The following is a 25,480-nucleotide window of genomic DNA, read 5'->3' as shown; positions in this document are numbered from 1 at the left end:
ATTGAGCCGAAAAAAGACGCTTTGTCTAAAAAATGGTATGTCTATTATTTATTTAGAAATCCAAATTCAGGAAAATTCAGGATTAAGTTTAAAGATTATAGAATTTAAGAATTATTCCACAACTTTAGTATTACTGCGCTAAAACAGTTCTTTTATCCTACTTTAAAAATAATTTTAGTATAAAATTAATACACCAAATAATAAGTATTAAGTTGTGCTTTAGTCTTTTAAATCGTGTAAAGCTAAAACAGGAACATGAGCATTATTACCTAAGTCTTTTACCATTGGGTTAGAAAAAATACTTTCGAAAAAATGATGTTTTTTATTTATAAAAGCGATCATCTCACTTTGTCTACTTTGCGAAAAGCAACGAACGCCTTCTTGTAAATCTAAATTAAAAAGTTGGTGGTGTGTATAACTTGCGGCTTTTAAAATTTGATTAAGCAACTCTTTTTTTTCTTCTTGATTTTTACTTAACGCTTTCTCTGTTTGAATATGCAAAATTCTGATTGGTGCATTTGCTAATTGCGAAATTTCTATTAAAGTTGCCAATTCACTTTCTTTATAGTGCGTTTTAAAACTTGTAGGAAAAACAATTTCATTGGGTTGTTTAAAAATGATATTATTAGGAATAGTCAAAACAGGACACTCTCTAACTTTTTCCATTACATTAACAGCATTTCGGCCTAGAATTATATTTTCGTCATCGGTTTCCCCGTGAGTTCCCATGATTATTAATTTAATGTCATTTTTTTCGACAATGTTTTTGATAACCTCATTAAAAGGTCCAAATTCATTCAAAAAATAGAACGAATGATTGCTATTTTCATCATTAAAACAAGCCAAAGCTTTAAGCTTTTCCATATTTTCTTCAGCCCGTTCTTTTACCTCCTTTAATCTTTCTTCAGTGGGCTCAAGACTCAATAAATTGCTTTTATTATATCCTGGAAGATAGTAGGAGTGCAGTATAAAGAATTCGCAAGATTCTTCTTTATAAAGTTCTATTGCATAATTTATAGCATTATCTGCGTTTTTTGAAAAGTCTGTTGGTAGTACTATCTTTTTTTTCATCTAATTATATTTTATACAAGTTATTTGGATAAAAATAGCGAATCTAGCTGCTAAGAACTATGATAAATATCAGTAGAAACTTGGTAAATTTATCCTTTTTTATAATTCTTTTTTTCCATGTAAATATTTCGAGGACGCAACTCCCATTTTACGATGATCATGTCCGGTATTATGAACTATTATTAATTTACAGTTAAAATCAAAATCCAATTTTTTTGCAATTTCTTTGGATGTATTAAAAAAATAGGTACCTCTTTCTAAACGGTGTACTCCTTGTTTATCTGCAAATGGTGAAAGAATAAGCACTCCATACTTTTCGGAACTCGCTATCCAAGCGTCTCGATAACTATCTCTATTTCGTCCAGACCCAGAAACAACGAGTAGTATTTTGGAGTCTGGTTTGTATCTTTTAGGCTTATGATCATATATAGTTATTGCCTTTTCTTTTTTTCCTTTACCTCCTTCAATTAAAAATGAGCCAGAGCCTTCTTTAATATTAATTTCATTTAAAACAAGCTTTCTTTGCTTGATTATATCAATTTTATTTACAAGTGCCATATCACAATGTGGGCAAATTCCCGGTTCACTAAATGCCTGTTCATCTCAAGGCAAATTACAAGGTGCACAAACGTATGCTTTCGTTTTAGTTTGACAAGAAAAAAAAGTCAGTAGAATTAGAACTAATATAAAGTGTTGTTTTATAAGTAGTTGATTTGATGGATGTCTATTTTTAATGTTTTGGCTTACGCTTTTTTTAACCTAATTCTTACAAATCAAGCAAACACTAAAGATTCAATTTCTTGCAAGTTATTCTGATGAAAATAACGAATCAAGCTACTTAAAACGTTGGTAAATATCAATCGATACTTGGTAACACTAACAATGGAGTTCTCATGTGATATGCTATTTCTTTCACCACATTTTCTCTAAGTAAATTACTAATAAAACTATGTTTGTAATAGCAGATAGCCAACAGATCTAGTTGCTCTTCATAAACATATTCCATGATTGTTTCTGCTTTACTTCTTGCTTCAGGAAGCCAATTAAGTTCAAAATCTTCGTTCTTAGAAATTTCTAATAAATTATGAAGATTTGCTAGTTGTACTTCATTTAGTTTTTCTTCTTCATTAACATGAACTACTGTAGTTTTTGCATTAAATAATTTAGTAACCTCTTTTAATGGAGCGAGTTGTTTCTTAGAGTATTCCCTTTTAAAACCTGAAGCAAATCCTATTTTTTCAGGAGCTTTGAAATCTAATTCGTCTGGAATTATTAAAAGAGGAACCTCTTTTATTGTTTTAATTGCTCTAAAACTATTGCTACCAATAAATATTTTTTCTGTATCAGTTTTTCCTTTACTTCCCATCACTACAAAATTTACATTTTCTAGTGTAATAAGTTCATTAATAGCTTGTGTTAGTGAAAACGAGGTGGTAATTATCTTAAAAGTGTGTTTGGTAGTTTCCAAATCACCTACAAGTTTATGCTGCACGGCTAAACATTCTGCTTCCGAAGCCTTTAATAACCCATTAATTAATTCTTCTGAGTTACCCGTATATACTGCGCTTGTAAGTTTCGAAACTTGACCTTCAACAGAATTAAAAATAATAAAACGAGCTGGTTCTTCTTCAAATAATTTGGCAGCATAAAATAAAGCGCAGTAAGCGTTTTTTGAAAAATCGGTTGGTATAAGTATAGTTTTCATAAATGAAGTTTAGATTGATTAATGATTTATATGCTCTTCTGACGGTATTACCAAAAAAGGAATATTGGTATGATATACCATTTGGTTAACCGTTGGTTTTAAAAGTAAATTTTCAAAGAAATTATGTTCTTTGTATATCATTACCAAAAAGTTAACTTTATATGTTTTTTCAAAAGCTACAATAGCTTCCGTAAGTTCTTGATTTTCGGGATTGTGAAATAAGTGTGCAGTATTTTTAAAAAAAACATCTAAAAAAGCCTCTGTCTGTTCTTGTTTTTCCTTTAGAGGAACATCTTGATAAACATTAAGAAGATGCAATCTAGAATTGTTTTTCTCACAGAGTTCTTTTATCAGTGAAAGATACTTGTTCGATTTATGAACCTCATAATCTGTAGGAAACAAAATTTCGCTTGGTTTTTCATACTTAAATCCAGAAGGAATAGCCATTATTGGGCATTTTAGGTTTTTAACGGCTTGCATTGTATTAGAGCCAATAAATATCTCTTTAGCACCAGTGGCTCCTTTGGTTCCCATAATAACGAAGTCGATATCTTTTTCTTTAATAACTTCTGCCATTTCTGTTAGTAAAAGATTTAAAGAAACCATAGAAATAAACGTGTGGTTTGTATTGCTAAACGTGGTATTTAAGCGGTCTTCAATTTCTTTCAATTTTCGCTCTGCTATTTCTTTTTTTTGGTCTATTAAAGGGAGTGTAGAATAATTATCGATCATACTACCAGCGCTAATACTTATGGGCGTATAGGTGTAAAGGATATAAAACGTACAGTCAATATCTTTATATAATTGAACTGCATAAGACATCGCATTGTATGCATTTTCTGAAAAATCTGTGGGTAATAGTATATGTTTCATATTCGTGTTTTTAAAGTTAGCGATGTTGGTTTTGAAGAGCTAAAAATGGTGTTTTTAGCTGCAATCCTATCTCTTCAAGAGTTGATTAATAAAGAATGTTCTCTAGGTTAAAGAATGTTCTCTAGGTATCTTGTAAGCCTCATCTGCAAAGGCATTCATTATTGTAAAATCAATTTTCTCATACTTTAATAATTTCAAGGCATACTCAATAGCATTCATTGATGTTTCAGAAAAATCTGTATGAAAGGGTATCTTTTGCATATCGAAATATTTTTAAGTATTCTTCAAAAATAACGTAGAATGAGCAATTCTGAAATGACACAGGTCAGTGCTATTGAATATATTTAGTTATAGAAAGTTAAAAAAAGAGGTTTAATTCAAATGGCATTTATCATTTAAGAAGATGAAATCGTGTTATAATTGCACAAAAAAACAAAAGATATTAGTAAGGAATTGTAGAAATATTTTTGCAAAGCTTTCAAAACCTTAAAATAATGAAGTACAAAATAGTGCGATCTATTATCTAGTTAGTTCTAAAAAATAAGAGCTTAAAAATAACAACTAAAAAGTCTATTTTTTAATAAGTAGTAATCTTAAACCTAAAGTGAGGTCCAGAAAAATGAGTAATATTTTAAAAACATAACAGAAAAAATAAGACGCTACTCAGAAGTATTTATCTAGTTATTACCAATTGCTGATTGCTTTAGTTACTAGAAATATAAAGAAACTATAGTAACCTTAAAGGTCTTACGTCATTCAATTATCCTAACTTTGCAATCAAATTGAAAGTCCGTTTGAAAGAAAAAATTAAACAACTAGAATTATTTCTAAAAAGTTCCAATTTTGATCGAGGAATTCGACTCGGAGTCGCAATTGCCGTGCCCTTTGCTTTACTATACTTTTTAGGTTATTTTGAATATGCGCCAGCTGTTGTTGTAGGTGCTGTTTTAAATACGCCAGGCGATATTCCTGGAAGTACCAAACGTAAGGTAAATGCTATTTTAATAAGTATTGGGTTCACAATGGTTATTACGGCTATTCTTTTATTTTCTAAACCTTTTCTACCTCTTTTGATATTGGTCCTTACAATAATTTCTTTTGTAGTGTCTCTTATTTCGGTGTATGGTTTTAGAGCTTCGTTGGTCTCCTTTTCTGGTTTATTAGCAATGGTAATTGCATTTGCCGTTCAAAAAACAACTACACATGATATTTTGGTTCATGTTGGTTTAATGGGCATTGGTGGTCTTTGGTATTTGGTTGTCTCTTTTGTTTTTCAAAAAATTGCGCCTAAAAAAGATCAGAATCAACTTTTGTCTGATACACTTCTTTTTATTGGCGAATATTTAAAATTACGGGCCAAATTATTAACGAAGAAAACTAAACGTGACGAGCTCTTAAAACAAACTTTTGTTCTTCAAAATAAAATTAATGAAAAGCACGAAACACTTAGAGAGTCATTACTTACTGCTCGTAAACGTTCTGGGCGTTCGCGTTATGAAGAAAAGCAACTGTTAATTTTTGTTTCATCAATTAAAATATTTGAACTCATAGAAGCAAAATATTTAGATTATAAAATGATCGATGTAATTTTTGGTGAGCGTAAAGAATTCCTAAAAGCTTCGAAAAAGTTGAACAAAATAATGGGGAATCATCTTATCCATTTATCCGAATTACTTATCCAAAATGATAAAATACCAAACAAAGAAATTCTACTAAAGGCCTTGTCAAAGGCGAACGAATCTATTACAAATTATATTGAAACCGTTAAATTACCGGAAGCACGTGAAGGTGCTTTGGTCTTAAAAAACCTCTACGATTATCAAGAACAATTGCTGCAAGAAATAAGAATTATTCGACGTGTAATGGCAAATGTTCATGATGCCTCTAAAGTATCCTTAAAAAGACAAGATTCGAGTCAGTTTTTAACGCTTCAAGAATATCGATTAAATATTCTTACTCAGAATTTTAGCTTGGATTCTACTATGTTTAGACATTCATTGCGCCTTACCATTGCTATTGTCTTTGGGTATTTGTTAGGTTTTCTTTTTGATATTCAGAACACTTATTGGATTTTATTGACCATCATTGTTATTATGCGTCCAAGTTATGGCTTAACCAAAGAGCGCTCTAAAGACCGTATTATTGGCACACTAATCGGTGCATTTATTGCCGTTGGTATTGTGTTAATTACTCAAAATGTAATCGTGTATGCTGTATTGGCATTTGTTTCGTTAATCTTGGCGTTTTCATTGATTCAGCAAAACTACAAATCGGCAGCTGCGTTAATAACTATAAGTATCATTTTTGTGTATTCATTAATGAATCCTGATGCTTTTGAAGTGATTCAGTATCGCGTTATCGACACCATTATTGGAGCTTCGATTGCTGTTGTTGCCAACTACTTGGTTTTGCCAAGTTGGGAAGCGAATAATTTAAAAAAGATATTGTTGAACGCTTTAAAAATGAACAAAAAATATCTTTTAGCTACACAAGAATTATATCAAAACCCAGCAATACATAAACTATCCTATAATTTAGCAAGGAAAGATGCTTTTTTAGCGATCAGTAATTTAAATGCCTCTTTTCAGCGATTAACACAAGATCCAAAATCGAAACAGAAAGAATTTCAACTGATTTATGAAATTGTGACACTTAATCAAACAATGATTTCTGCAATTGCATCTATTGGTAATTTTATCATTAATCACCAAACTACGCCTGCTTCTGATGATTTTAACCTTTTAATCAGTAAAATTTCGAATAACCTGCAAGTGTCTTGCGATATTATAGAGCATACAGAAATAAACAAAAAGATAGCTGAAGAAACTGTTGAAGATGCAAAAGATAAGCTATTAGAAAAATATCAGCAATTATCAAATCTACGTGATGAAAACATCAGAAAAGGGAACACAGAATTAGATACAGAAACGCTACACGGTCTTCAAGAAGCTTATTTGATTGCAAATCATATAAGTTGGCTAAAATCTCTTTCGGAAAGTTTAAAAAAGGCAACAGATCGCTACCGTTTCACTATCGTGGACGAGCAATAATGATTTTATCAATTTTTAAGAATAGGATTAGGATGCTTTTGGTTTGGTTAAAATCAATACGTATTTAACTTTCTAGCAAGTATCCATCAAAATAACTATTTAAAAAAGTCTTAATTATAGGCGGAAACGGCCAATAAAATGGCAATGTAATGACAAACAGCCGCTGCGAGTACAAAAAAATGCCAAACAGCATGGTTGTAAGGATATTTTTGCCATAAATAAAAAATAACGCCAATTAGGTAAAGCGAGCAACCAATTAGAATCATAGTAAGAATATTATCAGGAATACTTTCAAAGAAAGTTCGTCCGCCAACAACCATAATGCAGCCCATTGCGATGTAAATTAATGTTGAAAAAAGTTTCCATTTTCCTGTAAAAAAGATCTTAAAAATGATTCCTAACGCAGTCAATCCCCATAAAATTGATAGTAGCGTAATACCAAAAGAATTGTGCATGTACATTAATAAAAACGGAGTGTACGTGCCCGCAATTAAGAAATAAATACTGATGTGATCAAGAATTTCAAGTATGCGTTTTGTTTGTACATGCTGAAAACTATGATAGAGCGTAGAAAAAGTGAATAGTTGTAAAAAACAGAACCCATATATAGCCGCGCCAATAATGCCGGCAGTATTATCGCTTTTAATGGTAAATGCTATTAAAATAGGAATACTTACGATGCCAAAAATAATACCAAAGCCGTGAACAATGCTGTTTACGAGTTCTTTTTTAATTTGTGTATTTGAGTTCTGAGTTTGCATGAACGTGATATATTACAGTCTGTTATTCTAATTTTTTGTAAAATTAATTAAATCCCTGCCAACTATTCTTTCTATTGGCTTTATAATTTCGAACTTTATTTTTGTCGATTCTTTTTTTAAAAATTTCATTTTGTGATAGCCTTAAAGAACGTCTTTTACAATCTTTTTTTGTGGCTATTTTGATGAAACTAAAATTTGGTAAATTGGTATGCTGCAAACTTTTAATTAGATTCTTTCTAATTCTCTTTTTGATAATTTAGGAATAAATTAGTATTCGAAATATTTTTTAACAAAAGCATCTTGCTGATTATCTGTCATTTTATCTGCAGATTTAACTTCAATCTTTATGTCTTTAAAATGTAAATCGGCATTCAAGTAATTGTGTAGTTCTGTTTTTGCATTTGTTGGCCCAAATAAAAGTACACTGTTATATTTTAAAATAGAATCTGCAATTTTCTTATAATAGGCTTCGTGCATTTGCTGTCTTTTGTTATGCATAACCAATTCACTTCTATTCAATGCCTCTTCTTTTGTGTCGAGCGTAAAATCAGAAAGTATTTGACTGTGTTTATTTGAAGTTGCATCAATTAAATTTGCGGTTGCATGATCCATCCAGATGCCTAATTTTTTTTGTGTTTTCATTTTTTTTTTATTTTAACGGAGTTGTTTTTTTTGTTTTAATGATCTTGTATGCGCCCAATAATTGTTTTTAAAGAAGTTGTTAGTTTATCAATAGCGCCAGATATGGCAAGTTCTAAAGTATCGGATTGGCATGAAACCGCTATTGGTTGTCTGCCCTCAATTCTGGTTTCTAGCAAACATCGCATACTATTAAGTCCTTCTTTTTTACCGTTTTCATCCGATAGGTGAACTTCAATTCTTGTAATGTGGGATTCAAAATTTTCTAGACCGTCTGCTATCAAAGAGCTAAAAAAAAGCTGATCTTTTTCATTGCTAGGTATTGTTTTGTCGGTATTAAATTGAATTTTCATTTTTTTTATTGTTTTTTAAAGGTGTTTTTTTATAAATATTTTCATAGAATTATCTATTTTACTCACGCTTGTGCGTGTTCGCATATTTTCTTAAAATTTCTTCTAAAGACTGATAGTAATCTTCTAAGTTTTTGATATTTATTTCATTCTCCATGGAATTCGTTGTTGGTATTTCAATAATATGTTTAGATAACTCGGGGAATTCGTTGTGAATTTTAGCGGTGATGCTTATTATTTGCTGTTCTAGTTCTATTTTGGTTTTCATATGCTTTCTATTAAAATTGGTTTTATCTGAATTTTAAAATATAAATTATTTTGTTGCTTTTAACTTCATTAGCACATACAACCAACTGTTTTTAGCAGTTTATGGCTTAATTTTTATGATAAATAATCCGTTTCCATTTTGAAATATTCTGTCAATTCGAGTAAAACTTGTATCGGGAATAGGAATTTTAGTTATTAAATAGGTTCTCGGTACAATTTTTTAAGGAAAAATTATTCGGAAAGACATTCTAATAAATTTTTAACTCAAAATGCACAATACTTTATTGGTGGCTGTTTTCAAGCACCCATTCGCAACAAAATCAAAGTTACAGCCATTAGGTAGATATTAAAATGACCTTGGTCAGGGTTTTAATTAAATAAAATCAAATTAGATATAAATGGCATATGCTATTTTAAATGACGTAAATTGTAAATCTAAATCTAAATTATGCCTAACCTCCAAGATATAGACCTTTTTAAGAGTATCTTTCAATCATCTTTAGAAGGTATTTTAGTGTTAGACTTAAATGGTGTTATTAGTAAAGCCAATCCAGCTGCCGAAAAACTTTTTGGTTATAAGACTGGCGAGCTCCTAAATCAAAAAGTAGAATGTCTTATACTTGATAAATTTAAAAGAAATAACGCAGCGCAAATAAATCAATATTTACTAAAACCAATTTCACTGCATATAGGCGAAAACTTTAATTTGTGGGGTTTAAAAAAAGAGGGCTCTAAATTTCCATTAGAAATAAGTTTAAATCCAACTAAAATAGAGGGCAAACTATTTGTAATCGCTTTTGTAAAAGATACTACAGCGCAAAAAAAAACAGCAAAAAAACTAAAAGTAAGCCAGGCTCAATTAAAAAAATATTCCGAAGAATTAGAGGGCAAAGTAATTACTAGAACAAATGAATTAACCACTACCGTTCAAAAATTGGTAGCTTCTAATTTAAGTCTCGAAGATCAAATACACGAAACGAAGGAGGCTGAAAAACGGGCTATTTCTAGTAAATATTTATCCTCTGCAATTGCTAAGAACTTTCCTAATGGATTTATCATTGTTTTTAATTCAAATTTTGAAATGCTTCTTTTAGAGGGTGAAGCAATTATAAAGTTAGGCTTAGATAAAATGGCTTTTGAGGATGTTAATGTTGAAGACATCCCTATCTTTTCTGAAAAACAAAAATCCAAATTAAAGCAGGATATTTTAAAAACGATTGCAGGAGAGCATCTTCGTTTTCAAATAACGCACAAAAACTTATATTTCTCCGTTAATACGATTCCGTTGCTCGGTGAAAACACTATTATTTCTAGTGCCTTGTTTGTTTATACCGATATTACTGTGCAAAAAAAGATAGAGAGAGATGATAAAAATGCATTAAAAGAAGAGCAGGATTTGAACGAATTAAAATCTCGTTTCGTGTCTATGGCATCCCATGAATTTAGAACGCCTTTAAGCGCCATACAAACTTCGGCTATTCTTATTGGTAGACAAAATGAACCTGGTAAAGAACAAAAACGAGAGAAGTATGTAGCTCAAATAAAGAAAAATGTAAAACAATTAGTAGTTATTTTAAATGATTTTTTATCATTAAGTAAGTTAGAAGAAGGCAAAGTAACCGCAAATAAAGAACTGTTTGATTTTGTAGCCCTTTCTAAAACCCTAATTGAAGAAGTTTCTATGACAAAGAAAACAGGAAAAAACATCATTTTTTCATCGCCAAAAAAACCTATTTCGCTAAATCTTGACTCAAAATTAGTGCGACATATCTTTCTGAATTTGTTGTCCAATGCAATTAAGTACTCTCCAAAAAACACAGAGATCAATATTAAAATTAAAGAAAGCGCAGATTTTGTCTCACTCCAGGTTCAAGATAATGGTATTGGTGTACCAAAAGAAGAGCAAGACAAACTGTTTGAGCGTTTTTTTAGAGCAAAGAATGCACAGAATATTCAAGGAACAGGCTTGGGACTTAATATTGTAAAGCAATACGTAGAACTTATGGATGGCACTATTGCTTTTACAAGTGATACTAATAAAGGAACTACTTTTTTAGTGAAGTTGCCAAAACCTATAAAAAAATAAATCGATGATAAAAATACTTATTATAGAAGACAACCAGGACGTTAGAGAAAATACAGCAGAAATTTTGGAACTAGCAAACTATAAAGTTTGCACGGCAGAAGATGGAGAGAAAGGTGTTGCTATGGCCAAACTAATGCAACCAGATGTTATTATCTGTGATATTATGATGCCAGAATTGAATGGGTATGATGTATTGATACATCTAAATAAAGATAAAAAAACCGCTGGTATTCCTTTTATTTTTCTAACTGCAAAAACAGAGAGAACAGATGTTAGAAAAGGAATGAATTTAGGCGCCGATGATTACCTTACGAAACCTTTTGCAGAGAACGAATTATTGGATGCAGTTGCATCAAGACTTCAAAAATATAGTTTTCTTAAAAAAGAGTTTTCTAAGGATATTAAAGGGGTAAATCAATTTTTTAATGAAGTGTCTATGCGCGAGGGAATGGAAAGTCTTTCCGAGAATCGAAGCATTGTACACTTTAATAAAAAAGACCTTCTCTTTATGGAAGGAGATGCAGCACACACACTTTATTTTATACAAAAAGGTGCAATAAAAACGCATAAAACTACAGAATCCGGTAAACGTTTGGTAACAGGTTTATTTGGATCCGGACAATTTGTTGGTCAACTATCCTTGCTAACTAATAGCGGCACCTATGGCGATACTGCAACAGTTTTAGAAGAAGCAGAAGTCTTTGAAATTCCTAAATCTGATTTTACAACCTTGCTATTTAAGGACAAGTTGATTTCGAACAAATTCATTACCATGATTTCGAATGACCTAATTGATCTTCAAGAGCAATTAGTAGATATGGCTTTTTCCTCGGTTAGGCAACGGTTAGCAAAAGTGCTTTTGGACTTATATAAAAATGATATACTTCATACTTCTGAAAACAAAGCAATTAATATCTCAAGAGATGATTTAGCAAGTCTTATTGGCACAGCTACTGAGACCTCTATTAGAATGTTAACTAATTTTAAAGACGAAAAGCTACTTACAATTAGTGTTCAAAAAGAAATTATTATTGAAGATGAAAAAAGCTTGGAAGAGATTGCTCTTTTTGGATAAAATTGGATAAAAATAGAGCGATTGACCTTGGTCATTGAGATAACGGAATATTACGATTAGTTTAGTGGCTCGTTGAAACTAAATTAAGATACTAAATGTTTTCTAAAGAACATAAAATAGCACAAAAACTATTTGTTATAAGCACCTATAAAAAGAGATCTCAAATAGAGGTAGTATTAAAGAATATTGCTCAAAAAAATAATATACAACTTCAGTTATCCATCTTGGGTTCCCTTACTTCGGATAAAACAAATGCTAAAAAAGAACAGGAAAAGATAATAGCCGATAAAAAACAACAATTAAGTAATTTGCTAGGTAAGGAATTCGAGTTTGGCTATTTCAATAATCCTGAAATTGGTTCCTTATTTATTGCAGGTCATTTAACACCTACATTTCTTACTAAAGTTGATGAAAGAGAACTTGCTTCTTTACCCGCCGGTCTTTCTGGTATATTTAGAGGATTGGGAATTAAAAAGGAAGATATTAACGACTATTTAACTGCAATAAAAAACGGAAATTATTGCCTAATTATTCGAGTAGAAAGCACCTTCTTGTCTACCTTAAAATCTTATTTAAAAGCGATTTAATTAAAAATAAAGAAGACTTTTACAGGTGTTCTACTGTTAATAATATATTTTAAATTAGACCAATACAAAATTTGTGTAATTCGATAACATCTCTGCAAGTTTAGCCTATTTGTAGTTTTAAAAGCAGAACGAACTGTTCAAGTTGCAGTATTAATTGCTGTTATTTCTAGTAGGTTGATTGGTATCAAAAGATAGTTTGCTCCTTATTGTTCGCTCAAAATATTAATGCATCAGAACCTTTTGACTCTTTATTTTATGTTCATTTTTTACCATCACAACATACATCTTATTTTGTGAATCTATTGATAGTCGGTGCAAATATTCGCCTTTTAAGGTTTTATGTAATGTACGTCTTCCTAACAAGTCGAAAATTTGAACATCTGTAGAATTAGAAATCAAACGAAGATCAATCACAATAAATTCACCATCGTAGTAAATAGGGATAGCATCATTAGCACCTCCTAAAATTGCTTTTTTTGTTTTAAAGTGTAGAACAAATCTGTCTATATTGTCTTTTACAGAACTATTAAAAGAATATGTGGGTTTATCTAAAAAGTTATGAAAAGTCTTTTCTATTTTATCTTCTAAAATTAAATTTTTAAAATTACTTCCTTCGATATCTAAGGTAAATTTATAACGACCATTATAGCCAGGAACAAAATTTATTAAAACAAAAGGATTTTTAACCGTGTTGGTTAAATACTTTACTGATAATTTTTCATTTTCATAAGTGGTATAAATAGATGGAGCAGTTTTTGTTCTACTAAAAAGTTTAGCGGCTCCTGCATGGTTACTAGAATATCCAAATTGAAATAGAACTTCATCAAAACCAAAGTCTAAATCAGACTCTAGGTGCACTTTTATACTACTTGTTTTCTTTTTTATAGTATTCGTTTTCATCCAATTAACAGTTTTACTGTGCAACCGTATATCATTATTCATTGCTATATTTCCGTTCAATTCTGCTCTTACATAAAACCCTTGCATTGAAGGGATAAACTGTGTTACACCATTTGTGCCAATTGTACCTGTAGAGTTAAAGACACCGTAATTATTTGCCGTAGGATTCCAAATCCACATGTCATAACCTCCATCAGAATCTAATAAATTAGACCGAGACCAGCCAGAAGTTGCTTTCCAATCTATAGCACTAGTATACGGGTTGCCTATTAAGTTAAAGCCAGTTAATAAAAGATCTGCCGTGCTGTTTGCTGTTAAAGGATAATTTATAATTCCATTATGTAAGGTTCCAGTAAATTTATGTGTTGGGTTTACTGCTTGAACGGCATACAAATAACCTCTAGCTGTTACAAAATTATTTGAAGCATGCACTGCTGGCCAATTTGGGTTGCCAATTGTACTTGTTGAGGTATTTAATTGATACACCCAACACGGTGTTGGCTCATCCCAAACATATAAATCATATCCAGTTCCATTTCCGTATGTTCCAGAAGGAACCCAGCTCGACCCAGCTATTGTTTGATTAGATATAGGGGAGGATAGAAAATGCCAATCTTCAGCAGCGCCACTAATGTACCTTTCTACTGTTGCTGCCACATTACTGGTGTTATGATTTAGTGAAGCTGTGCCATTATTGTCCGATTTTAAAACAAGTCCTGCATTTCCTGCTAAATTAGAAATATTTCCTGTAACTGTTAATTCCTTTGAAGGAGCTACTGTAAATGAGTTCTCTAAATTGACAAGTAAATTATGATCAACAATGATATCTAAATTTTGAAAAACACCAGAAGTATTATTTATCGTAAGATTATAAAAGGTTGTTTCTTCTGCGGTTCCCAAAATGTTTTGAGTTTCTAAATTTGAATTATTAAAAAATGTTGTACCAAAGTTTGATGTTGTAACGCCGTTGTTAATAAAATCTTTTTTTAAGTATAAATTGCCACCATTGGTATGCGCTCCAGATACTTTATTAGTATACTCAGATTGAAAATAAACAATAGTAGATGAAGAAATTTTAAGTGTACCCTCATTAACTATTTGCGAATAAATAGGTGTATAAAGTAAAATACTTAAACAGCATAAAGCAAAATAATGAGTTTTCATTTATTTAAATTTTAGTTATCTGTCTCTTACTATGTGAGATTAATTTTTGTTAGTCGAATTGTATTTTTTAAAGATCAGAGCTTGAATGCAATACAAAATTTAAATTTTCTACAAAATCGCCTTTTATTAAAGCCTTAATTGTTACTTTTCGTTGAATTGGCGCTGCTCGATACCCTAATTTTTTTAATTGAGCCGGTTCTATTATTAAATTATAGTTGCCTGGTTTTAAGCCTAGATAACTGTAATAGCCATCAGATTCACTGAGAGTTTCTGCAACTTTATGCCCTTCTTTGTCATAAATTTGGATGGTGATTCGACCCTGTCCAATAGTGCGTTCTCCTTTTTTTAAGTAAATCATGCCGGTTACTTCTCCATATACTAATATCGGTATTTCAATTTTTTTGTATTGGTTTGGATCTACTAAAACTTGATAGGTATTGTGTTTAAATTTCCAGCCAATATTGTCTAGTTCTCCATCATCGAAAGTGAGTTTATATTTTATAAATGAGTTTAAATCAGATATTCTAATAATAGAGTCTTTTTTAATACTGTTAATTTTACCGCCTATTATTTTAACGTTTCTCACAAACACCCTTGGTTCATTTGCATCTTTTGTGTTATTTTCATTTAAATCAAGAAACGGATAGCATAAAATTCCGCCTTTTCCTATTGCCGAATTATACTCGGCGTTTACAGCACCATTTCCAGCACCAAAAGCTAAGCTACCTTGGGCGTTTTCAGAAATGCCAAGTTGTTTATTATTGTAAAAAGAATTAAGACTGGTGCGAGCAAAAGGCAAATCATATCTTAGACTAAAAGTAATGTTATTGGTTCTAAATTGTATATTTCTTTCATAAGCAGCTGAAAAAGATATTTTAGAAGCTCTTTTTTCAATTTCTGCACGTATACGCATCGTGTTATTTTCAGAAACATTATACTGAATGCTTGGTCTTACAATAAATCCATTTGTAAATCTGCGAGAAAGCACTAGGGTAGACGTCGTAAAAGCACTTTCTCCGCTTATCCAATTAGATGCTAAAGAAATGTTGGCGGAGTTATTTCTATAGCGCGTTGAAATTAATGCATTTAATTGGTTAAAGTTAAACGCATCATATACAAATTGATTAAAACTTAATTTTGTATTTCCTCTAAATTTATTCAGTTTAAGAGGTAAAGACAATTGCAGTTTTTTTATTTCATTCATGTTGTCAAGGGTAGCCTGCTGTCCTTTCACAAATTTTTTATACGCTATCTCTAAAAATGCGCTGCTGCCTAAATAATAATTTAATAAGCTTTTAAAACTAACATTATGTGCATATTTAAAGTTTACAATTATTTGAGAAAACGGTTGAAATGCTGCAATAGCAAATGGTATTAATGATTGCTCTGCTATACTAGACAAATATTCTACGCCTCCACCAATTGTAAGAAACCTACTTAGCCCATAATTTACTTCGCTTCGTGCAAAGGTACTGCCATCGTCATTTTCTAATATTCCGCCAGCAATAGCATACTCTAAAACTTTGAAAGGCATAAAGGTATATGGGGTATTTTGTGTCCTTTCCTCAATTCGTTCTTCTCCTAAAGGCCCATAAAATTTTAGGGTTAATGTTGTATAGCCGTAAACAATAGGCACGTTAAACAGGTAAAAACCAGAAGCATCGGATGATGTGTAGTCTACTAAAGCATCATTGATGTATAATTCAATTGTCCAATTAGGTTCTGTATAGTCGCTAATAGTGTATGTTCCTCTAGCTTTTCTAACCGTATTTGGCGAATTATTAAAACTAGCACCCACAAGCGGAGCGCCTAAAAAGGCAATGGATTGCGTACCTATTTTACCTACCTGAACTTGTTTTAAGTATTTTTTGTCATTATTAATAAAACGCCAATTATAATAAAATTGTCGTCGATCAAATTTTATTTGTTCTAAATAATTAAGGGCTACTCTAATTTCTCCATAAAATAATTCACTTCCAAGACCTAAATAATACCTGTTATTTGGTTTTGTGTTTTCCGATTGAAATGAGGTTAAAGCCCAATCTAAAGTGCCGCCTTTAAAAAGATGATAATTTCTGCCAATGATTGTGTCAAAAGCTTCTACTTCATTAGATTGTAGTTTGGTTACATTTTTACGCATTTTTTCAAGTCTTGCTTGTTTTACAAAAGGGAAATCAAAACCAGCCTCTAATTTTATAGATAAAGACCTAAAGTTAAAGATCATTTGCATATTAAAAGCTTCACTTAAAACGCCAGTTTCTATGTAAATAGCACCCAATTCTTTCACAATTCCGTTAACTGATTTAATGGTTTTTTCGGCTTTAATAATTTGTTTTAAATTAACATCGATGGTATAAGGAATTCGTTTGTTTTCAATAAATCCTCTTAAAATATTTCCATTATTTTCGGGTTCACAATAAATCCCTAGTTTTTTAAATAACTCTTCTACATTTATATATGCCAAATGTTTTTCTGTAATGAGGGCATCTGCTTCAAATCTAAAATACCCTGCTATAATTATCTCAATAGATACTTCATCATAACTAATAATAGGATCAAGTATAATTTCTTTTGTATCATTAAATGCATTTACTGTTTGAAAATTGAGCAATACTATAAAAAAAAACAAACTGATAGCCTTCAGTTTTCCGTAAGATTTTAGCCATTGAAAGGTTTGCTCTGGTTTATTTTCATCCATTCCATTTATTCTTGTGTAAAAGACATCGGAAAAACACCTGTATACATGCCAGGAACTGCATTTGCAGGAACTATTAATTTGCCACCAACCCGCAGTGGAGTTATAAAATTACAATTATTTTCTGATGCAAATATATCTCCAGAAATACCGCGTTCTGTTCCACCAATTATGAGCTCTAGTTGTCCGCCATTACTTCCGTTTAAGAATACAGAGTAATCATAGTTCATTGTAATTGTTCTTCCTTGACACAGTTTTATTTCAAAAATAGCAGGTGTTACGGTAGTTGTATTTATAGAAACTACACCGCCAGTAACATTTACATTTCCTTGAAAATCTACTTCAATAGTACCCGACCCACTTATACAAAAAACACCAAAATTAATTGCTTGGGTTGGTACTAGAGTAATACCGCGTTCCGGTAAATCTGGCTGCGCCTGTAAAAATGTTGCGAAAAGAAAAAGTATTGCTAACTGCAACCCTTTAAATAAATGCCTAGTAGTTTTTTGTGTGATTTTCATAAGCAATGGTATCTACTATGTATTCGTTAAGTTTGTTATTGTAAAACTTATAACATTAATCTAGCTTCAGCTAGTATCTTTTTACTTTCATTTGCGGTAAAAATAATTTTAAAGGCTCCTTTGTTAAAACTTAATTTATCTGGCTTTTGTAGTTTAACTTTTAGTGTTCTAAAATTACCAGGTGTATAAACCCCAACACCTTGCATTTTGGCTACTTCGTAAACTTTATTATTTGGCGTAATGTATTTAATAATAAAATCGCCGTAGGCAGACATGTTGCCAGTGCGCTTTAAATTAAATTGCAAAACATTTTCTAGCTTAGGTAGTTGTATCAATTCTAAATCTGAAATACTAACCTTGGTTGTGTTAATGCCTTTTCTTAAAATACAAGGAATAGATACTCCAAAAACAGCCTTTAATTTCACAGACATTGTCGTTTTTTTTGTCAGACTCTTTTTTCTTAATGCGCCTTCGTCTTCTTCTGCTCTAAAATATAAATGAGAACGATATTCCCCATCTTCAAGACTTTGTGTATTTCTAACTTGTACTTTTATTTTTTGAGATTCATATGGCCCTAAAATAACTTTACGCGGAAAAAAACGAACGTGAGAAGAGGCAGAATTTAGCCCAGCTTCAGCTTTAGAAATAATTTTTAGATCTCCTGTTTCATTCATTCTATATTCTATAAAAGAAATATTATACACAGCGCTGTCTTTTCCTGTATTAGAGAGTATCAGTTTTTCTATATTGTTTCTTCCTTCAAAAACTAAACGTTTAGGATAAATTAGTAAATTACCTTGCGCTGCTGTAGGACTTATTACTGTAGATATAAAAACAAAAAACAGCAGGTATTTAAACACTTGGATATAGTATAAAGAATCTTTTCTATCTTTATTTATCATTTGATAAATTATTATGTTAAAATAAAAACCTAAATATTTTATTCTTTTAGATATTTAGGTTTTGATAAATTAGTACTAGTTATAGGCAACAGTTACGTCAAAAGTTCCTGTATATACACCAGCAGTCTGACCCGAAACAACATTCAAAGTAGCACCTACAGAAACGATGCCTGCACCAGAAGATAAAGTACCTGTACCACTTGGATCACTAACAAAAGCATTTACGATCATTGTGGCTGAACCAGTCTCTGTTAATGTAACATCTGAAGTTGGTAGCGTAATAGAATAGGTATAGTCTCCTTGCCCAGTGATACCAAATGACGCAGCAGTTACGGTTCCCGCTTGAGTTCCTGAAAATGCCTGATAATCAGTTGTTCTTACGCCTGCTGGAGAGAGTGTTACGGTTCCTGTTCCGTCAATTATATCTCCAAAATTTAAATCGGCAGTATTGGTAATAGTAATAGGTGTAATAATTGTAGCACTTGCGTCAGCCGATTCTGTAGCAGTATTTTGTGCATTTAAATTGTTCGAAATCCCCACTATCATGCAGATAGTGAAGAAGCTAATTATTGTTTTTTTCATAAATGTGTTGTTTTAAATTAAAATAAATTTGTTGTAAAAAGGTTGCATTGTAATCGTAAAAAGAATTAATTTTTTCTGAAGTTTAAAGGTCTTTTTTATGTCATTTTTATTGAAATTTTAGTTAGTATCTTTTTCTTTAATAGGTTGTTAAACTTGTATGATATGATTATGCTTTGATATCTTTTTTTAATCCTAGAGAAAAGAATAAGCTATTTATTGTTCTTTATTACTTTTAATATTCTGAACGAATTAAAGATAATACTCTATTCTTGAGCTTTGATTCCCCAGCTCCAACTTTCCAGCGTATTTCAACAGGATTACCAACTACAAGTACAGTAACCTTGGCTTGAAGCGTAACTATTGAACTCAATAATTTAATTGTTCTACTAGAATTTGCAACCTCTACACCATTTAAATAAATACTGTAAGTAGTCGTATTTGTTGTATTGGTAAAAACATCTTCTGCTTCTGTACCAGCAGGAAATTTTTTGCCATTATGAATACCAACAAAGGTTATAGCTCCAGATGCCGTACCCACGTCTCCTGTTGTTGTGCAATTGGCAGCATCTGAAACGGCACCGTTTGAACTAAACATGCCAAACTTAGATAGTATACCTAAATCGATAGGAAAAGAACCAGACGGAGCAGAGAGAGTGCAGTCTGTGCCCATAGATATTGCTCCACCTTTTGTAAACATACTGCCGTCTATAGTTGTATTTACTCCTAAAGAAATTGCAGCAGAAGCGGATACCAATGTTCCTTTCATTGTTGTATTAACTCCTGTTGAAGAAGTTGTTTCACACACCCAGAATATATTATTAGAGCTAGCACCATTTATTAAATTTACTGTTGTGCCAGCGGCAGTAGAAAAAGCAGCAGTACCTCTAATAATAAACACTGAATTTGAGTCTCCTTCGCCATCCAAAGTAAGTGTTCCTGCAATCGAAGTTGCGCCAGTCACGTCGTAAACGCCAGGTAATAGTGTTTCTCCGTTACCAAAAACAAGACCATGAGATACACCGTTTGGCATATCTCTTAAAGATTGATAAATTTGCGCCATATCAATAACAGCTTGGTTTGAACCAAATGTTTGTGTAACTACGGTGGTAATGGTGCCAGACATTTGAGCATTAAATAAAGCAATATAAGTTCCTGGATAAGGTGCTATTGTCATTCCTGTAACTAAAGAATTATCTGTAGATGAGGTGCTAATTTCATCGCCTTCATTAACGGAATATATTAAAGGCGTTTTAATACCTATCCAAATAGGGCTTGAAGGGGTTCCTGTATTTAATTGACCATCGTTTATTGTGGTATTATAAATCATTAAACCTGTTGCCGGAGATTCAATTAAGTCTCTTTGTGCTGTGGTTAATCTTGGCATTAAAAGGCCTTTACTAGTAGAGGAAGCATCTAAAATTGAAGATGCATCAGGCGATGTTGTGCCAATGCCAAGTTGAGCATAAACATTAGTCGTAACGAACAAAATTATTTGCAGTAAGATACATTTTATAATAATTCTCATAACGTCGTTTATAGCACACTTAAAAATGTGCTGTATTTACTACTTACTATAAAGCAGTATGTATATTAATTAGAGAGTTACAAAAAGGGAGTTGCAAAATAATAAAATAAATATCATTTAATTTATGCTATTTCATAAATTATAACGGCTAAATATATGATTATGTGCTATTTCACAAATATATGTAATAATATATAGATATTTCATTATTTATTTCCTTAATTATTCAATAGGTAGTTTTCTTAATTTAAAAAAGTAACTTAAAATGTGTATAATCAAAAAGGAAAAAATGTTAAATATTATTTTTTAGAGTAGACACTGATCCGGGTCAATTTGAATTTTTTAAATTAAAATTCGCTCAAGTACTATAAAATCTAAACGTTTTGTACAAACTGAATGAACAATAGTTTTTTTTAAGATAAAACCGAATTGGAGAAATTTATTGATCTTTTGAGCAATCAATATTTTTACAAATTTTTACTTAACAAAATAAAGCATTTCTTGCGGGTTACTCATCATACTAACTTTATCTCCTTTCATAACAATAGGCGCTTTTAGTATATTAGGATTATGAGCTAAAAGTTTTAACCAATCCTCATCTGAAAATTGATCAACTTGTCCAAATTTATGCGAAAAGTTAGGGCTTTCGGTATTTACTAACTCTCTAACGTGAACCTGTATTCTAGAAGCCAATTCTGCCCATTGTGTTGGGGTTAGTGTTCTGTGTTTTAAGTCTATGTCATGAATAGGTATGTTTTCTGTTTGGGCATATGCCATAATTTGTTGGCCAATGTGATCATCAGAATTATAAATCAGCGTTATTTCTTTATCTGTATTTGCGAATATCATAATATATATATCTTATTTTTTTTAGAAAAACCATTTTCATTTAAAAATAATTCGGTTTTCATATTTATTTCAAAAAATTAAATATAATGCTTTTTTTAAACTGATTTTCTCTTTGTGATAAAAATATATTTTCTTTTTTTGAGCCATCAGCAAGCTTAAAACTTTAAGCCATTGTTTTAAAACTTACGGAGTCAAAATATTCATTATTTCAAACAAATACTAAATCTTAAAATAAATTTGTGGGATATGTGTTTTTTTAATCCTTTTAAGCATCTAATTAGGTTGCAAGTTTGCATAAAATGCTTTTTTTTTTAAAAACTTTTAATCCATCTTTTTCAAGTACTTGTACAATTCACTATCTGTTGAGATAAAAATAGACGTTTTTCTATCAAAAGTTTTTTCAAATGTTTCCATCGATTTTAAAAAACCATAAAGGCCTCTTGATTTGCTCGATCTATTATACGCATCTGCATAAATAGCTGCAGCCGTTGCATCTGCTTTACCTTTAATCATTTCAGCATCTCTAAATGCAAGCGATTGTATGTTTTTAAGCTCTCGTTCCTTCTCACCATTAATACGTGAAGCTTCTCCTTGACCTTCGGATCTAAATTTATCTGCAATACGGAAACGTTCACTTTTCATTCGTTCATATACTTGATCTTGAACTTCCTGCACATAATTGATGCGTTTAAAACGAAAGTCTAGTATTTTAATTCCCAGCTCTTTTGTCTGTTTATTTGCTGATTCTAAGATCATATTCTGAATACTATCTCGGCCTACATAAATTTTAGCTAAAGAATCACCAATAATTCCAGTATCGGATGACTCAGGAATTCTGTTACTAGTTCGCACAGCTTCTTCTATATCATTATTTGCTATAAAATTTCTCGTATCTCCATCTAGAATGTCATCTATACGAGATTGAGCACCTCTTTCATTAGTCAGTCGTTTAAAAAATTGAAGCGGATCCGTAATTTGCCATCTTGCATACGTGTCAACAAAAATAAATTTTTTATCTTTAGTTGGTACTTGATTTGGGTCACCATTCCATTCCATATAGCGTTTTTCAAAATAATTAGCATCTTGTATAAAAGGTAGTTTAAAGAACATTCCTGGTTCAATAATGGCTTCTCCAACGGGCTTACCAAATTGGGTTATTACTACCTGGTCTTTTTCTTCTACAACAAAAACACTACTGTTTAAACCTATTAGTGTAATAATGACTAAAATTATAATTAAAATTGATTTAGTTTTCATTGTTTACTGTTTTTTTGTTCATCTGCATTTGTAATAAAGGCAACACGCTGTTGCCTTTTTGGTCTGTTATAACTACGTTTCCAATTTTGGGTATTACGTTTGACATTGTTTCTAGGTAAATTCTTCTTTTTGTTACCTCAGGTGCCTTTATAAATTCATTATAAAGGGCTGTAAATCTAGCAGCTTCACCGTCTGCATTATTTACGCGTTCGGCAGCATATCCTTCAGCTTGCTGAATAGTTTCTTCCGCTTGACCTCTTGCTTTTGGAATAACTTTGTTATATTCCGATTTTGCTTGGTTAATTAAAGTTTCCTTTTCTTGCTGAGCTTCATTTACAGCATTAAAAGCTGCTTTTACGGGTTCTGGTGGATTTACATCTTGAAGCACAACTTGTTCTATTTTTAGTCCCATAGAATATTCTCTACATATTTCTTGAATAAGTAGTTGTAATTCACTAGCTATTTCGGTTCTACCAACAGTAAGAACTTCATTTACGGTTCGGTCACCAACTATTTGTCTCATTGCGGCTTCGGATATAATACGTAGTGTACTTTGAGGGTTTCTAACTTTAAACAAATTTTTATAAGCGTCATCTACTCTATATTGCACAACCCACTGTACTTCTGCAAGATTAAGATCTCCAGTAAGCATTAATGATTCATCTTTTGTACTTGATGATTCGCGATATTGAGTGTCTATTCCGGGGTTGTCGGTCCGGAAACCAAATTCTATTTTTTGTTGTCTTTCTACTGGAACTTTATAAACATCCTCAGCCAAGGGTATCTTGAAGTTTAATCCTGGTTCTACTTGTCTAACATATTTTCCAAATCGAGTAATTACTCCAACTTCTTCAGTACTTATCTGGAAAATTGATGACCATATGATAACAACTAAAAAGAGTAAGGTCACTATAAGCCGCCAATATTTTAATATTTTCATTAATTTTGGAGGTAGATTTAATTTTGCTTTATTCATTTTTTTTAATTTTTTAAGATTAATGAGTACTACCTGTAAATTTGTTTTGTAGCTCCATAAACTTGAATGCAGTTAACTAATCAAAATCAAATCACTTATTTTCAAGTAATTGAGTTTTACAATAATATTCTTCCTTTATTAATTGGGATGTAGATTTAGTATATTATAATCTTCAAAAGTCAAGTTTAATTCATGTTTTTCAAATGACTGAAGTCATTCTTAATGATTTTGTTTGAAAATTTTAACATTATAATAGTCTATTAGTAATTCGCGGTTTATATTGTAATCAACAAAATCTTTGTGTAAGTATTTATGTGTTTTATAAAAGTTGAGTTCTTTTTTTTATTTAAGATCATAAAATGACGGCAATGTCATTTTAGGTAATATTAAAAATGATGTACTAAACTTAAATTAAAAATGTTAAGTTTAAACACCCTGTTTGCTATGAGGTTATTATTGTTTTTCAGTTAATCCCCATCGGTTAAAAAATTTATCACTTAGGTTTCTTTATAAATGGCTTTAAAAAGAAAACATCAATTACCTCGTGATACTTTTATATTTACAGTGAGCAAATATTTTCTTTAAAACTAATCTAGGCACTTTAGGATTTCGAGTTCTTTTAGAACATTAAATACAACACTTAATTAATTTCAAAATTTAAAATCCTTTGATTCTTAACTATCTAAAATCTTCAGGAGAATTTATTGTCTTAATTGTTTTACAAATTTACATACAATTGTAAAGTTTCGAAATGACGCAGGTCAGTTTAAATATTTTTTTTAAATAGAGTCAGTACTAAATATTAATACCATAAAGAACTTATATTTAGTTTAGACGGTTGCATACTTTGAAGCCTTCACTACTTAACCTCTTTACAAACTAACTTAAATAGAGTTTTTACTTTTTTAATCCGTTTGTAATAAGTTAAAACTAATCAATAACTAGATACACATACATGAATAAATAAAGATTTTTTTTTTAAAAACTCTTGTAATTTTAAAGTAAAGTGCTCTGAGGATACATTTTTTTTAAAAAAGGATTTTATATTTTGTAGTTAAATAGATTATTTAAGATTTAGTTTATGCTGTAATAGTAATAATTTTATCAATAAAAATTCTAAATTTTTATCGTAACTAATTACAAATCATAGACTAAATGCCATTTAAGTTTATTGAAAAACAAGTTCTTATTTTGTGGGTTTATTTTTTTTTTAAAAAAACTTAAAATAAATAGTTGTGTAATTAAAAAGAGGGTGTATATTTGCACCCGCTAACGGAAATATTAGTTTGTTAGTTATGTTCATTGAGAGATTGTATTTGTGGTTATATTAGTATAATAAAGTGTTTATATTTGATTAAAAATTTTTTTTAATTTAATTAGGATTTAAATAAAAAAGCGTTGTATGTTTGCAGTCCCAAATTTTCGGTAAAAAGTTCAGCGATTTTAGTGTTTAGAAAAAAAATAATTATTTTTTTTCTTGTCAGTTTAGAAATAGTTTTTATATTTGCACCCGCTAACAAATACGGCAACAAGTTCAGAGAGGTTTTGGAATGATTTAGAGTAATTAAGTCAACTAGTTCGAGTCTAGTGTTTCTACAAATTAGGATTTACAACGAATGTTTTAAAGGCATTCGTGCGATACCCT

At 30.9% G+C, this 25,480-nt stretch carries 21 protein-coding genes and 1 pseudogene; 4 read left to right on the top strand and 18 right to left on the bottom strand.

Annotated elements, in window-relative coordinates; genetic code table 11:
- Window positions 1-219 precede the first annotated feature (219 nt).
- The 5 genes and pseudogenes from BTO16_RS10225 to BTO16_RS17615 all read right to left on the bottom strand — a co-directional run bounded on the left by BTO16_RS10225 (window position 220) and on the right by BTO16_RS17615 (window position 3,910).
- A complete protein-coding gene (locus BTO16_RS10225) occupies window positions 220-1,071 on the bottom strand; it encodes a universal stress protein (RefSeq protein WP_105021599.1) in 852 nt (283 codons plus the stop codon).
- A 99-nt stretch (window positions 1,072-1,170) separates the two neighbouring features.
- Window positions 1,171-1,668: pseudogene (locus BTO16_RS10220) on the bottom strand (heavy metal-binding domain-containing protein); the annotation flags it as partial.
- Window positions 1,669-1,927: 259 nt separating this feature from the next.
- Window positions 1,928-2,776: a universal stress protein gene (locus BTO16_RS10215; protein WP_105021597.1), complete on the bottom strand. Its 849-nt coding sequence runs from the start codon at window positions 2,774-2,776 to the stop codon at window positions 1,928-1,930.
- Between the two features lie 18 nt (window positions 2,777-2,794).
- Entirely contained in the window at window positions 2,795-3,649 is an 855-nt protein-coding gene (locus BTO16_RS10210) for a universal stress protein (RefSeq protein WP_105021596.1), read from the bottom strand.
- A 102-nt stretch (window positions 3,650-3,751) separates the two neighbouring features.
- The gene (locus tag BTO16_RS17615; protein ID WP_170064444.1) at window positions 3,752-3,910 is read right to left on the bottom strand and encodes a hypothetical protein; all 159 of its coding nucleotides are present in this window, start codon (window positions 3,908-3,910) and stop codon (window positions 3,752-3,754) included.
- A gap of 533 nt (window positions 3,911-4,443) precedes the next feature.
- Between BTO16_RS17615 and BTO16_RS10205 the strand changes: the two genes are divergently transcribed.
- Window positions 4,444-6,699: an FUSC family protein gene (locus BTO16_RS10205; protein WP_105021595.1), complete on the top strand. Its 2,256-nt coding sequence runs from the start codon at window positions 4,444-4,446 to the stop codon at window positions 6,697-6,699.
- A 110-nt stretch (window positions 6,700-6,809) separates the two neighbouring features.
- Here the strand turns inward: BTO16_RS10205 and trhA are convergent, their stop codons facing one another.
- From trhA to BTO16_RS10185, 4 genes are all read right to left on the bottom strand, one after another.
- The gene (gene trhA / locus BTO16_RS10200) at window positions 6,810-7,460 is read right to left on the bottom strand and encodes a PAQR family membrane homeostasis protein TrhA (RefSeq protein ID WP_105021594.1); all 651 of its coding nucleotides are present in this window, start codon (window positions 7,458-7,460) and stop codon (window positions 6,810-6,812) included.
- 267 nt (window positions 7,461-7,727) lie between these two features.
- Window positions 7,728-8,102: a hypothetical protein gene (locus BTO16_RS10195; RefSeq protein WP_105021593.1), complete on the bottom strand. Its 375-nt coding sequence runs from the start codon at window positions 8,100-8,102 to the stop codon at window positions 7,728-7,730.
- Between the two features lie 35 nt (window positions 8,103-8,137).
- A complete protein-coding gene (locus BTO16_RS10190) occupies window positions 8,138-8,452 on the bottom strand; it encodes an HPF/RaiA family ribosome-associated protein (protein ID WP_105021592.1) in 315 nt (104 codons plus the stop codon).
- 58 nt (window positions 8,453-8,510) lie between these two features.
- Entirely contained in the window at window positions 8,511-8,717 is a 207-nt protein-coding gene (locus BTO16_RS10185) for a hypothetical protein (protein WP_105021591.1), read from the bottom strand.
- Between the two features lie 447 nt (window positions 8,718-9,164).
- Between BTO16_RS10185 and BTO16_RS10180 the strand changes: the two genes are divergently transcribed.
- The 3 genes from BTO16_RS10180 to BTO16_RS10170 all read left to right on the top strand — a co-directional run bounded on the left by BTO16_RS10180 (window position 9,165) and on the right by BTO16_RS10170 (window position 12,464).
- Window positions 9,165-10,802, top strand: coding sequence for a sensor histidine kinase (locus tag BTO16_RS10180; protein ID WP_105021590.1), 1,638 nt, complete (start codon window positions 9,165-9,167; stop codon window positions 10,800-10,802).
- 4 nt (window positions 10,803-10,806) lie between these two features.
- On the top strand, window positions 10,807-11,877 hold the full coding sequence (locus BTO16_RS10175; protein WP_105021589.1) for a response regulator: 1,071 nt from the start codon (window positions 10,807-10,809) through the stop codon (window positions 11,875-11,877).
- A 95-nt stretch (window positions 11,878-11,972) separates the two neighbouring features.
- The gene (locus BTO16_RS10170; protein ID WP_105021588.1) at window positions 11,973-12,464 is read left to right on the top strand and encodes a hypothetical protein; all 492 of its coding nucleotides are present in this window, start codon (window positions 11,973-11,975) and stop codon (window positions 12,462-12,464) included.
- A gap of 222 nt (window positions 12,465-12,686) precedes the next feature.
- Here the strand turns inward: BTO16_RS10170 and BTO16_RS10165 are convergent, their stop codons facing one another.
- From BTO16_RS10165 to hflK, 9 genes are all read right to left on the bottom strand, one after another.
- Window positions 12,687-14,528, bottom strand: coding sequence for a hypothetical protein (locus tag BTO16_RS10165; protein ID WP_105021587.1), 1,842 nt, complete (start codon window positions 14,526-14,528; stop codon window positions 12,687-12,689).
- A 67-nt stretch (window positions 14,529-14,595) separates the two neighbouring features.
- A complete protein-coding gene (locus BTO16_RS10160; RefSeq protein ID WP_105021586.1) occupies window positions 14,596-17,226 on the bottom strand; it encodes a carboxypeptidase-like regulatory domain-containing protein in 2,631 nt (876 codons plus the stop codon).
- 5 nt (window positions 17,227-17,231) lie between these two features.
- Window positions 17,232-17,744 (bottom strand): DUF4402 domain-containing protein, encoded by a 513-nt coding sequence (locus tag BTO16_RS10155; protein WP_105021585.1) that lies wholly within the window; start codon window positions 17,742-17,744, stop codon window positions 17,232-17,234.
- Between the two features lie 47 nt (window positions 17,745-17,791).
- A complete protein-coding gene (locus BTO16_RS10150; RefSeq protein ID WP_105021584.1) occupies window positions 17,792-18,646 on the bottom strand; it encodes a fimbrial biogenesis chaperone in 855 nt (284 codons plus the stop codon).
- 75 nt (window positions 18,647-18,721) lie between these two features.
- Window positions 18,722-19,228, bottom strand: coding sequence for a DUF4402 domain-containing protein (locus tag BTO16_RS10145; protein ID WP_105021583.1), 507 nt, complete (start codon window positions 19,226-19,228; stop codon window positions 18,722-18,724).
- A 232-nt stretch (window positions 19,229-19,460) separates the two neighbouring features.
- Window positions 19,461-20,753, bottom strand: coding sequence for an ice-binding family protein (locus tag BTO16_RS10140; RefSeq protein WP_105021582.1), 1,293 nt, complete (start codon window positions 20,751-20,753; stop codon window positions 19,461-19,463).
- Between the two features lie 477 nt (window positions 20,754-21,230).
- Window positions 21,231-21,602, bottom strand: coding sequence for an arsenate reductase family protein (locus BTO16_RS10135; protein WP_105021581.1), 372 nt, complete (start codon window positions 21,600-21,602; stop codon window positions 21,231-21,233).
- A 321-nt stretch (window positions 21,603-21,923) separates the two neighbouring features.
- Complete coding sequence (hflC, locus tag BTO16_RS10130; RefSeq protein WP_105021580.1) at window positions 21,924-22,859, bottom strand: protease modulator HflC; 936 nt, start codon at window positions 22,857-22,859, stop codon at window positions 21,924-21,926.
- Window positions 22,849-23,769, bottom strand: coding sequence for an FtsH protease activity modulator HflK (gene hflK, locus BTO16_RS10125; protein WP_245892094.1), 921 nt, complete (start codon window positions 23,767-23,769; stop codon window positions 22,849-22,851). Before hflK ends, hflC begins: the two co-directional genes overlap by 11 nt.
- Window positions 23,770-25,480 lie beyond the last annotated feature (1,711 nt).

Source organism: Polaribacter glomeratus (assembly GCF_002954665.1).
GTDB classification, from domain to species: Bacteria; Bacteroidota; Bacteroidia; order Flavobacteriales; family Flavobacteriaceae; genus Polaribacter; species Polaribacter glomeratus.
This window is presented reverse-complemented; position numbering and strand designations above follow the sequence as displayed.

Bases quoted from the DNA above. Each gene is read 5' to 3' on its own strand.
- BTO16_RS10225 (WP_105021599.1), bottom strand. From the start codon at position 1,071: ATGAAAAAAAAGATAGTACTACCAACAGACTTTTCAAAAAACGCAGAT.
- BTO16_RS10215 (WP_105021597.1), bottom strand. From the start codon at position 2,776: ATGAAAACTATACTTATACCAACCGATTTTTCAAAAAACGCTTACTGC.
- BTO16_RS10210 (WP_105021596.1), bottom strand. From the start codon at position 3,649: ATGAAACATATACTATTACCCACAGATTTTTCAGAAAATGCATACAAT.
- BTO16_RS17615 (WP_170064444.1), bottom strand. From the start codon at position 3,910: ATGCAAAAGATACCCTTTCATACAGATTTTTCTGAAACATCAATGAAT.
- trhA (WP_105021594.1), bottom strand. From the start codon at position 7,460: ATGCAAACTCAGAACTCAAATACACAAATTAAAAAAGAACTCGTAAAC.
- BTO16_RS10195 (WP_105021593.1), bottom strand. From the start codon at position 8,102: ATGAAAACACAAAAAAAATTAGGCATCTGGATGGATCATGCAACCGCA.
- BTO16_RS10190 (WP_105021592.1), bottom strand. From the start codon at position 8,452: ATGAAAATTCAATTTAATACCGACAAAACAATACCTAGCAATGAAAAA.
- BTO16_RS10185 (WP_105021591.1), bottom strand. From the start codon at position 8,717: ATGAAAACCAAAATAGAACTAGAACAGCAAATAATAAGCATCACCGCT.
- BTO16_RS10180 (WP_105021590.1), top strand. From the start codon at position 9,165: ATGCCTAACCTCCAAGATATAGACCTTTTTAAGAGTATCTTTCAATCA.
- BTO16_RS10175 (WP_105021589.1), top strand. From the start codon at position 10,807: ATGATAAAAATACTTATTATAGAAGACAACCAGGACGTTAGAGAAAAT.
- BTO16_RS10170 (WP_105021588.1), top strand. From the start codon at position 11,973: ATGTTTTCTAAAGAACATAAAATAGCACAAAAACTATTTGTTATAAGC.
- BTO16_RS10165 (WP_105021587.1), bottom strand. From the start codon at position 14,528: ATGAAAACTCATTATTTTGCTTTATGCTGTTTAAGTATTTTACTTTAT.
- BTO16_RS10160 (WP_105021586.1), bottom strand. From the start codon at position 17,226: ATGGATGAAAATAAACCAGAGCAAACCTTTCAATGGCTAAAATCTTAC.
- BTO16_RS10155 (WP_105021585.1), bottom strand. From the start codon at position 17,744: ATGAAAATCACACAAAAAACTACTAGGCATTTATTTAAAGGGTTGCAG.
- BTO16_RS10150 (WP_105021584.1), bottom strand. From the start codon at position 18,646: ATGATAAATAAAGATAGAAAAGATTCTTTATACTATATCCAAGTGTTT.
- BTO16_RS10145 (WP_105021583.1), bottom strand. From the start codon at position 19,228: ATGAAAAAAACAATAATTAGCTTCTTCACTATCTGCATGATAGTGGGG.
- BTO16_RS10140 (WP_105021582.1), bottom strand. From the start codon at position 20,753: ATGAGAATTATTATAAAATGTATCTTACTGCAAATAATTTTGTTCGTT.
- BTO16_RS10135 (WP_105021581.1), bottom strand. From the start codon at position 21,602: ATGATATTCGCAAATACAGATAAAGAAATAACGCTGATTTATAATTCT.
- hflC (WP_105021580.1), bottom strand. From the start codon at position 22,859: ATGAAAACTAAATCAATTTTAATTATAATTTTAGTCATTATTACACTA.